Annotated in this window: 10 protein-coding genes; 2 read left to right on the top strand and 8 right to left on the bottom strand. The window is 34.3% G+C overall.

Translation table 11 applies throughout. The annotated features are described in order from the left end of the window. Positions 1 to 99: 99 nt before the first annotated feature. Positions 100 to 990, bottom strand: a complete 891-nt coding sequence (locus A7Q09_RS05780) for a hypothetical protein (protein ID WP_134390333.1) — start codon at positions 988 to 990, stop codon at positions 100 to 102. Between the two features lie 112 nt (positions 991 to 1,102). On the opposite strand from A7Q09_RS05780, the gene A7Q09_RS10475 reads away from it, so the two are divergent. After that, complete coding sequence (locus A7Q09_RS10475; protein ID WP_166791935.1) at positions 1,103 to 1,276, top strand: hypothetical protein; 174 nt, start codon at positions 1,103 to 1,105, stop codon at positions 1,274 to 1,276. Here the strand turns inward: A7Q09_RS10475 and A7Q09_RS05775 are convergent. Both A7Q09_RS05775 and A7Q09_RS05770 read right to left on the bottom strand, forming a co-directional pair. Next, a complete protein-coding gene (locus tag A7Q09_RS05775; protein WP_134390332.1) occupies positions 1,270 to 2,247 on the bottom strand; it encodes a sigma factor in 978 nt (325 codons plus the stop codon). The two genes, A7Q09_RS10475 and A7Q09_RS05775, sit on opposite strands and share 7 nt — an antisense overlap. Further along, the gene (locus A7Q09_RS05770) at positions 2,237 to 3,160 is read right to left on the bottom strand and encodes a hypothetical protein (protein WP_134390331.1); all 924 of its coding nucleotides are present in this window, start codon (positions 3,158 to 3,160) and stop codon (positions 2,237 to 2,239) included. Before A7Q09_RS05770 ends, A7Q09_RS05775 begins: the two co-directional genes overlap by 11 nt. Positions 3,161 to 3,659: 499 nt before the next feature. On the opposite strand from A7Q09_RS05770, the gene A7Q09_RS05765 reads away from it, so the two are divergent. Beyond that, the gene (locus A7Q09_RS05765) at positions 3,660 to 4,577 is read left to right on the top strand and encodes a MoxR family ATPase (RefSeq protein WP_134390330.1); all 918 of its coding nucleotides are present in this window, start codon (positions 3,660 to 3,662) and stop codon (positions 4,575 to 4,577) included. Positions 4,578 to 4,997: 420 nt separating this feature from the next. On the opposite strand, the gene A7Q09_RS05760 is transcribed toward A7Q09_RS05765, so the two are convergent. Genes A7Q09_RS05760 through A7Q09_RS05740 form a run of 5 tightly spaced genes read right to left on the bottom strand, consistent with a single transcriptional unit; the run spans position 4,998 to position 10,295 of the window. Next, the gene (locus A7Q09_RS05760; protein WP_134390329.1) at positions 4,998 to 6,845 is read right to left on the bottom strand and encodes a hypothetical protein; all 1,848 of its coding nucleotides are present in this window, start codon (positions 6,843 to 6,845) and stop codon (positions 4,998 to 5,000) included. Continuing rightward, positions 6,842 to 7,474: a hypothetical protein gene (locus A7Q09_RS05755; RefSeq protein ID WP_134390328.1), complete on the bottom strand. Its 633-nt coding sequence runs from the start codon at positions 7,472 to 7,474 to the stop codon at positions 6,842 to 6,844. Before A7Q09_RS05755 ends, A7Q09_RS05760 begins: the two co-directional genes overlap by 4 nt. After that, complete coding sequence (locus A7Q09_RS05750; protein ID WP_134390327.1) at positions 7,471 to 7,719, bottom strand: hypothetical protein; 249 nt, start codon at positions 7,717 to 7,719, stop codon at positions 7,471 to 7,473. The genes A7Q09_RS05755 and A7Q09_RS05750 overlap by 4 nt, the downstream gene beginning before the upstream one ends. Positions 7,720 to 7,761: 42 nt before the next feature. Continuing rightward, complete coding sequence (locus tag A7Q09_RS05745; protein WP_009061451.1) at positions 7,762 to 8,154, bottom strand: hypothetical protein; 393 nt, start codon at positions 8,152 to 8,154, stop codon at positions 7,762 to 7,764. A gap of 11 nt (positions 8,155 to 8,165) precedes the next feature. After that, positions 8,166 to 10,295, bottom strand: a complete 2,130-nt coding sequence (locus tag A7Q09_RS05740) for a type IV secretory system conjugative DNA transfer family protein (protein WP_134390326.1) — start codon at positions 10,293 to 10,295, stop codon at positions 8,166 to 8,168. Positions 10,296 to 10,318 lie beyond the last annotated feature (23 nt).

The raw sequence follows: 10,318 nt of genomic DNA, 5'->3' as shown, positions 1-10,318 counted from the left end.
TTTTATTGGATTTCAATTGTTCTTTTCTGTTCATACATAATTATACTACACATAGCTATAATTTATCGCCTTATATCCCCATGCCTGAAGGCAGGGGCATTACGGCGATGGATGGTAATTGCCAATCCTTACAGAGAGAATTTGATCGATAATTTTTATTTCCCGAATCCGATTCTCTTTTGTTTTTGCTAATTCTTCATTGGAGAGCCTATATAAATCCGAAACTTGGTTTAAACGGCTCTCCGAACGCATCTTATGAATGTCTTTAAGTAGCTGATCCCGACTTTTTTTCATTTCAAAACAGAGATTTTGTAATTCTTCAATTTTTTTTGCAGCTTTATCTTTGCTTTCGGAATACTCTAAAAGGCGGCTTTTAAGATTCTGTATTTCTTGTTGCTGTTCTAGAATAAAATTTTCAATGATTTTTAATTCTTCATGCCATGGACACCATATTCCCAAACTATCCTGAGAGAAGAACTGTAACGCTTCTTTAGGAATAATATAAATGTTTCTTGCAATAGATCTTATGGATCTGTGTGAGATTCCAGGAATTACTAAAAAACCAGGGTCATTTTTTAAGATGACCAATAGTTCAAAAAAAGAATGCATATTTTCTTTCTTTTCTTCCTTTACTGTCCCTGCTTTTCCTGACTCTGGTCTTTGTGCCCATGCAAGACCGATATAAATGATGTAAAAAAAGAGGGAAGCGTTTGATAAAATATATCCAAAGGATTCTAAAGAATAGGAAAAGGAGTAATAAGGAAAAAGAAGACTAGATTTATCAACGCCTATAAACAGGGTTATCCAAAGGAAAGCAAGAAGTTTTTTATTTTTAAAATTTTGTTTAAGAATGCTATGAAGCCAAATAGGCAAAAAAATAAACGTGCAAGAAAAATTCCATGGAAAATACAATGTAGAGGAATTTAACGGAGGAGTTCTGAAAAAATAAAGGAGCAATCCATAAATAAATAAAGGATAAATTGTATCCATCTTGAATTTCTTTATTGAAGTTTTTTAAAAAAAAATCTTTTATATGCTCTTTCCAAATTTAAAAAGCAACCTGTAATGATGAAAAATAGTCTAATCAGCAATTAAAAAACCCATGAGAGGAAAAGTTGGACAATTTCTCTTTGATGCAATGATGACACTTCTCATTGCTATAGCCATAGATCGATTCTGCCCAGAGCCATTGCGAGGTTGGTGCAGAAACGGATGGCAGATTATAGGGAATGCTATGGAAGAAGTCGTACATTGGATCGGAAGGCTATTTCATTGAGTTTTTGAACTTTCTCTCCATTTTTCTATTCCAACTAATAATCTTTTTAAAGAAAGTTTTTGGCGGCAATTAAATGCTTCTATTCCTAAAAAATATCTATCATTTTGTATTTCCCACACCGGATAAAAATATTTTAAAACTAAAACAGATTTAATATCACTGGGTGCATTTTCAATAATTTGAATCCACTCTTTTTTTAGTTCTTCATTATCTGAAGGTTGCTGAATACAGTTCGGACCAGCAATAATAGTATACAATTGATCACCCTCGTTATTGATTGGAGCATCCAAACTAACCATTACCGGATTATTAATATTGTTTTTTGTATCTTCTAAATTAAGATTCTGTTGAAAAGAATTTTTCTTTTTTTGATAAGAACTAATCTGGACTGTTTTAGCTTTTAATGCTTCAGAGGCAATTTCATTTTTGATCCAGTATAAGGCATAGTTTGGAAATGGATTTTGTGAAGAAGGATTGTATCTTTCTAAGGCTCTGTAAAAGCCAATAATTCCATCACTAAAGACCGCCTCTTTAATATTTAGGTTGTTCGTTTTGACAACCCTGTGGATCAACTCAATACCGTTTATAATCAATGGTTCCGTTGCTTCAGCTAATTTTAGTCTTTTTCTTTTCCATATTGTAGCTTCCTTCCCATTATCTTTTTCAGCTTCTTCTCTGAGGTTGTTCCACCATATGATGTTCAAGCGCAATTTATCTAGCATTGCTAACACTTTTTCGTCCATGTGGTTATTTTTGGATCGAATTAAAGAAATTAAAAAAACAACTTCTTTGGCGTTTATTCTTTTTTGTCTAGAAGGTTCATGAAGATGAATAATCTTATCAATAAGAATTTTCTTTATGGATGGAATCTGCAGTAAAGATAGTTTTTCTTCATGCAAAGCCATTTGGAATTTTTTAATCGATTCCTTCCAATCTATTTCCTTTTTAACCCATTGTGCTTTATTTTTCATAAAATTTTTCTTTTTTTATTACTTCATTATTCTTCTCTAAGTGAAAAAATAGGGTTGAAGGGATGATTTTTAAACGATTAAGGTTCTGAGATATTATTTCAAAATGTTTGCTCTCTCTGTTTTCGATATCTTCTATTTCTTTTTTAAAAAGAGAATTTTTTTCTTTCAAGAATAGCTCATATAAAATTTTTTTTGTTTTGTAATTAAATATAAACTTCTCTTTGATTGAAGAATAATTGCCAGTTCTTGATTCTAAAAAATCTTTTAATGTCCAATAAAAAATGGCAAAGGCTTTTGCGTAAGGATCTTTGATTTCGTTATTTGAGACGGCTGCTAAATAATTATCAAAAAAGTTATTTATTCCTCCAACAACCTCTCCACAAAATAGATCCAACGATTGTAAAAATCGGACATTATTTTGAGCAGTTTGAGCCTTTTCTGGTTTTGAGCCAAAAAATTTAAGAATGTATTGGCTTACAGGAATTGGAGCTATGGGTTGAACATATTCAAGAAGAATTTCACCTTTTTCATTAGCAATGATTCTTCCTCTTGAATCTGTTTTTGCTCTATAATAGCCTTTAGAGGCAAAAGGAGAAGCATCTTTATCATAGTCTTCTTTTATAGAAGAAAAGAAAGAGAGATACTGTAATATTTTTTCATGTTTTTCAGCATATATGTTAGCAAGTCCTTGAAAAAGATTTCCAAGCTCTTTTCGTTCTTGATCAGATAAAGAATTATGCACTTTTTGCGAAAAGCTTTTTATCCATTTTAACATTCCTTTATCCAAATAGAGCACTTCAGCTGAAGATGCTATACCTGATCGCGTTTTTTTCTGAATTTTCTCTTTGGCTGAATCATTTATAAAACAAAGATTTTCTTCCCATCGTTTGTTTGTACAAATGTCAAACAGCATCGAACAAAGAAGAGCCTTTTCTTTGATGTCAAAAGCAGCGTTTTTTTGTTTTCTTAAAAACTGTTCTGGTTTGTTTCTAAGGTATTTATTTTTCCGAATTATATTTTGTATTTTTAAAATTTCTTCATAATTGAGAGAATGAAGAGGGAGCCAGAAAAATCTGTCTTTTTCCTTGCCAGTAATTAATTCAATCTCTTTTTTATCTAAAAGAGCAAATCCATTAAGTTCTATCATAAAATATGAAGCGTGCGTCTTATCGATTTATCTTTCCATGGATCTTTTAGTTTTGGCTGGAAGAGAAGCGGGCTTTTGAAAAGATTTAGTACTGTCTTTTTGTTCCTTTGGTATGTTTTGATCTTTTGTTAATGTTATTGTTTTATGGTTTTTTAGATGATCTAAAATATGTAAATTTGGTTGATATAGCGGAAGACTTTCTTGAATATTCTTAAAAGAAACATATTCAAAGCTGAATGGCTTCATACCTATATTATAGGTTGCAATGAAAAAAAATGTGGATCCTTTTTTTTCCTTGTCTAAAGAAGACTACGTTTCAAGTTTGATACTTCCAGAAGACTATATTGTTACAGATATTGCCGCTATAAGAATGATAGAATGTGCAGTTCATGCCATGGGGGAGGAGACTGCGCTTTCTGCGGTGTTGTTGGATGGTCCTCCAGGTATTGGAAAAACGTTTTTGGGTAAGGCAATTGCTAAAGCCATTGGGGCAAAACATATATTGTTTCAATTTTTTCCAGGATGTGGAAAAGAAGAACTTCTGCGGGATAAATCCATCGATGGAACACTTGTTCCTGGTATCATTCCTCTATCTATAACTTCTTCTATAGAAAACAAAACGGTGCTTATTCTCAACGAACTAGATAAAGCCGATGTTTCCGTTGACAGTTTTTTACTCGATTTTATTAACGAATCTCAAATATTTGTCCCTCAGTTGGGAGGCGAATTGAAGGCTAACAATACTAACCTTTTAATTGTAATCACAAAAAATGATCTACGAGATGCTACTGAAGCTTTGTTAAGAAGATGTCGGGTTATCTATATGAACTGGCCCTCAGTTGAAATGGAAACAAAACTTATAAAAATGCACAATCCATGGGCTTCTGAAAAATTTTGTGAAATCTTTATAAATGCCGCCAATCAACTGAGAAGGCATCCAGGTGTAAAGAAAAAACCTTCTCCTCCAGAGCTTGTTCGATTGATAAGCGACTGTTGGCGCATTCGTAATCAAAATATGACTCTTTTAGAATGGAGTCAATTTTTGTTAACAGGACTTCTTCCTTTACCTCAAGATAGAAAGTACCTAGATCAAAACCCTATGGCTTTAGCATCCGAAGTAAGAAATCTCCTTTCAGAAATTAATAATCTTTGCAGAATTCGCTTTAATGGAATATATGAATAAAAAACTTTTTTCTTCTATAAAAAGCGTTCAATGGCGCATATGATTTTAAAAAAGATAGTCTTATATTTCTTTGTGTCTATCATCTATTGGTGAAATACTTTTACCCAAGGTTTCTGTTTCCATTCTCCTTAACAGTCTTTAAGGCTGTATCCAGTCGCCTACTTCGAAGAAGAGTCCCTTCATCCAGAAATACTACTGGAAAGGCCTTCTATGCTCTTACTTCGCCCCAAGTTATGGCGATGCATCGTGTGCAGTACAACGAACAACAGCAGACACCAGGCTGAAATAAAAGACAAGGACGGCTTAGCCCTCCACGCTATCCTTCCTGGCCATTAACGGATAGGCTTGTCGTGCACCATGTCAAATTCTTGTAATAATTTTTCTCAAAGACAAAGATAGCATTTAGTATCATAGAGTTATTTAGGTTTCTCCTGGGGAAGGAATTTGACTTTGTATTTCATTTAAATAATGAGAAGCAGCTTGTCCAGCTTCCAGAGCGGCTTTTTCTTTCATCATGTCAATGACATGCAACCGATCTAGAAGCAACTGATACCGAGTTTGTCTATAATTTTCTATATTGTTTTTCAGTTTTTCCAAAAACTGCTGTTGGTTATTGAGTTGATTTGTTACCATAACCTCTAGCTGAGAAATTTGGGGAATGGCTAAAAGATAATTTTGTTGGCATTGCTCTCTCAAAGATTTAATATCAGTTTGGAGTTGGGTTAATTTTTGTATAATATTCACTGTATCTTGATAGAGTTGAACATCTAATCTTTCTATTGCAACATTTTGCTGTAGGCGAGCGGTATTTGCCTGTATTAAAATCATATAAGATTGATAAGATTGTGGACTTATTCCTGTCACTAAAGTTCCTGATCCCCAACTTGGATTAAGAAGTTGAACTGGAAGGACTTGCACATTTTCCAGATTATTCTCTTTTCTATGTGAGATCTCAATTGATCCTTCACTATCAGTTGGCTGTGCGCTTCTTATTGAGAGTAAAGAAGCATAAGGGAAAACGATTTTATCAAATCTATTAGATGCAAAAAATATAACAGGTTCGCCTGGTTTTGTTGATAGAGTAAATTGTATTATTTGCTTTTCATACTTTTTGGAAAATTGATACAAAAAATTTGACTGTTTCCTTAAATTGGATCGAATTAAATAATCTTCAACAGCCCCGAAAGCACCTGCAGAATATATTTCCGAGAGATTTGGACTCAGGCCGTAGGTATTCGACTGATTGATTCCATTGACAGGACTATAAAGTCCATTGAGGGAACTGCTATTCATCCAGAAAAGAAGCTGTTGCAAGGCATTTCCTCCCCATAATACACTTTGATATAAGGGATCATTTGGGGATGATGATCTAATCAAGGCGTTAGATCCCAATACCATAGCGTTGCCTAAAATGCTAGGCAAAACAGATCCCAAATTTATTTGACCATTAAGCCCATTAGTTGAAGAGATCTGATTGCCAAGTATTCCCCAGCTTAGTGGACCTGATAAACTCATCAATCCACCAATATTGCTAAATAGAGGATTGGAACCCATGTACATTGGAAAGAAATTCATTGCCATATATCCTAACCCTCCTACCATTGTTCCTAAGTTACTTCCTCCCATAAATTGCTGAGCAAGAGAAGTGCCTACTGCAAATTGTTGAGGGGATAGAGAAGTCAACATAAAAGGTGGGAAAGCATCTAAACCAATGGGAAGACCTGATAATCCCATTATATTCCCTACATATCCCAAACCCATGCCATTAAAATTGTTACCGTCAAATTGAAGACCATAAGGCAGTTGAGTGAGCATTCCATTTAAACATTGAGATTGAGTTATGGATGTGTTTAAAAAGTTTGAGCTAGAATTTGGATCATTGTATGGATTTTGAGGGACATGGACCTGAGAGACGGCATTCTCATAATTTTCAATTGACGCAAGAGAAGCTAGTTGTTGACTTAATTGTTTTGTTCCAGAGATCATTTGATCAATATGTTGAACATGTTCGTCATTATCTCGAAGGATGTTTTGAATGTCTTGAAGCCTATTTACGATATAGTTCATCGCATCGGCTGCACTCCCAGAAAATCCTGTTACATCTACTGGATATCCCCCTCCAGAAGTTACGGGAGGAGCGGAAGGAGCCTGTGGATAATTTTGAATGGGAGGAATGATGGTGGAGGAGTCAGAGAAAAGCGGAAACTGCATGAATAACATGAGAAAGAAATGTAAAAGAATTCCTTTTTTTAGTGATTTCTTTTTCATTTTTTCATCTCCATTGAAATTTTCTTTTGTTTGTCAATTTGCTCCAACCTAAACTTCTTGTTGACAAAATCTTTTGGTAACTTGTTGAAGACGACAAAGCGAAAATTTCTTTTTTCCCAGATGGAATAAAGAAGTTGGCAACTGGCACTCAATTTTTTACAACACTCCAACAGCTCGTTTTTCAATGGATGCAACGAACTTTTAATAAATTCAATGGAATGGTTGCCAATTTCCTTTTTTTCTATAGGCATAGATAAAATTACAGTGCCAGGTTTTTTGGGATTATCGATGATAAACCATTCTTCCCATGCTTCAGGAGCTTCGTCATACATCTGAGACCATAAAGGATATTCTCCATCTAAAAGACTAAGAAAAAAATTCCGATCTATGACAATGGCAGGGAAAGAAGGTTCATTATTTGAATTTCTTGGAATTTCTTTGCCTAATCTTTGATAAAAATAGGCTTCAAAAAGAATAGCTCTTAATGACAGAGGAGAGGATTCTAACTCTTCATTAAAATGAATTCCTAAATCCTCTGGAAAAACAATTTTAGAAAGCTCCTTCTCTTCGCTTTCTTCTGCACATAAATACTCTTTCTCTTTCCAATTACCAACAATTTTTTTGTTCATTTTCTATACCCTCCAATTTCTTTAAATCCATTTTCGATCATCATAGAAAAGTCATTTAAGACTACATCTAAAAAGCTTCCCATCTGATTTAATGACTTATTGCTTAGAGAAAAAAGGCCGCGTACCAAAAAATGAAGGACATCCGATGTTGTTTTATTCTTAAAATAGAATAAAGAGAGGAAAAGAGGAAAAGAAAGAAAGCTAAAGAGAAAAGGTGAAGCATTTTTCCATTGTTTCATGTTCATAGTAGAAAAGTAAATTGATAGATACAGTTGAAGAACAGATCTTCACATTCCTTTTTTTGCTCTAATTATGTCTGTGAATTTTTGTTTTAATTCAGCTTGAAACTCTCCCTCTTTAACCATTTGCCATATCCTTTTCGGTGTGCCTATAAAACGTGAATAAAAATTAGATAATCCCAAAAAAAGAAAGGATAGAAGGGCAACTTCGAAAAGAAAAACAACTAGATCGGCCTCTCGTCGAGAGTGTAGAAGAATATAGAGAAGAGCTATTGGAAAAGCTTCGAGAAGTTCCCAAAAATTAAGCTTATCGGTTGAAAATAATAGATGATCCCCTGTAACGGTCATAACACCACAGATCAAACAAAGCATTAGTAATCCGATGATATGCAAATTATTATTGTTTACAGGAGGCTGCGGATTAGTCACATGATCAAGCATAACGCTCCTTTCTATCTAGGGATAAGGTGAAGCAGAAATTGAACTCTTTTTATGCTTTTTTTCCCAAACCGAGGGTGAAGTTTCACAATCGCTTCTCCATCTTTAAGTCTAGAAAAGACATAAGGAGGATAAATCGGCTCTTTGCGGAATTGGATTTGAAAATCTTGATGGGCGATGGGTTTTGATAAATCAAAAAGAATTTCTTGTGTTCCTCTATATAGATAACCGTCACTTCTTTCAATTTCACCAAAAAGACTAGAGGCATAATCGTTGGTTTCCATATGAGGGTTTCTTAGAAAAATGATCGTTGCTGTATTTGTTAGAATAGCTTCAATTTCAGATTTAATCATTCGGGATTCCAAAACAGCTAAAGACTGAAAAGAAATAATACAACCACATTTATATTCTCTTGCCTTATCAAAAAAACCTCTTTCTCCAGTCCAATCTCCTGTGGTTGCTACTGTAGCAAATTCATCGCAGAGATAAATTACAGGTCTTTGTTGATTAATTGGTCTGCCATCAATTTTTAGTTGCTTTCTTGAAAGGACTGATCGAAAGAAATCGAGTTTTAATAGAATGCTTGCCACTTTTGCTGCATTTCTCCATCTAGAAAAATTCATATCCAATACGAGGATCTTTCCCTGATCAATGATATCTGCAAAATTGAGGTTTCCTTTGGGACTTACCATTCGATCAAAAGGCGGCTGAGTCATCAGTGATGTGAGAACCGAAACTGTCATACCAATGGAACCTGAGGTTCTTTCATTGGCAATGTTTAGATATTCACCTTTGAAATAAAGGTAAACTTCATCTGAATAGGGATCCTTTCCATAGTGATGGAGGATTTTTTCGTAAGAATTTAACCACTTTTGCAAAGGACCATATTCTGGAGCAGGGATTTCAATATTGTTTATCAAATTAGATAAAGCCAATAATTGATCTATCTCATCAATAAGACTTAGGCAGCTTTCCCAAAGTTCAAGGTTGGGAAGAACTCCAAATTTAAAAGATTTTAAAAGTTTTTTTAGTCGATCTGTTAGTTCCGAGCACACTAAAAGAAGATTGTTGTGAAATTCATCATTTTGAGAATAAGAAAAAAAAGCAGCACGAAAAGAACGCAAGCCATTGAATAAGGAAAGAATGCTAGAAGAACCAAAATGCGATTTCGAAGCTTGCTCACCATTTAAATATTTTAAAATTTTTTCTGTTTCGATTTTTTTCCATAGTCTCTTTTCCCTCTCTTCTTCATTTTCATTTTCCGGCGCATTTTTATTCGCAACATATATGTCTTTAATTTTCTTTTTCCATTCTTGGACCAGATTTTCGATCCTGTTGATAAGGCGATTGATTTTTTCCAATCCCTGAAAAACTTTCTCTTTATTTTCTCTTAAAACACTTTCCGCTGAAGATATTTGGCTTTGGTTTGCAGGCTGTCCTCGATCCATGACAAGAAGATTGAGGAGAGGAAAAGACATTGGAGGAGGGCAGTCTTCAATAATCCCTTTTTGAGCAGCTATAACAAGTTCTCGATGAAGTTGAAAAATGGAGCTAAACAGTTTCCGTCCAGCGGCATCCCAGAAAGGATCTTGGCTTGTCTTCCCATCATCAACTGCTTGTTTTAAAGTAATCATTAAATCAGCAAGCTCTGATGGTAGAGAATCAGGATTATTAAATGGATCTAGAGCAAGATCATGTTCAGGCCCAAAAAGCAAAACATCTTTTTCTCTATCATATTTCTTGGCAAGCCATAATACCATTTCAGTCAGTTCGCATTTTCCATCCATTATAAATCCCGAAAATTTTAATTCTGCTTTTTCTTTAGAATCTCTAAGATCAGTAGCTCTAAAAAGGCTTTCCAAAACTTGAGTCAGAACGAATCGAGTTTTTCCAGCACCAGATCCACCCAAAATGCTCATGTGGGAAAATAAGTCTTTAATTGTTAGAGGATTACCAGATTCATCCGTTAGCTCCTGCGGTTCTGTTTCAACTCGAAAATACAATTTTCCAAAATCCGAAGAACTTATTGGATGCCGTGACCAATAATTTCCTTTGACTTTAGCAGAAAGAGATTCTCTTGGTTTTACATATTGTGGGCCTATCGTTCCTACTAAAGTCTCTCTGATTTTTTGGAATAGTTTCATTCTTATACATTAAATAGGTCAAC

This window comes from Methylacidiphilum sp. Yel (assembly GCF_004421185.1).
Classification (GTDB): Bacteria; Verrucomicrobiota; Verrucomicrobiia; order Methylacidiphilales; family Methylacidiphilaceae; genus Methylacidiphilum.
This window is presented reverse-complemented; position numbering and strand designations above follow the sequence as displayed.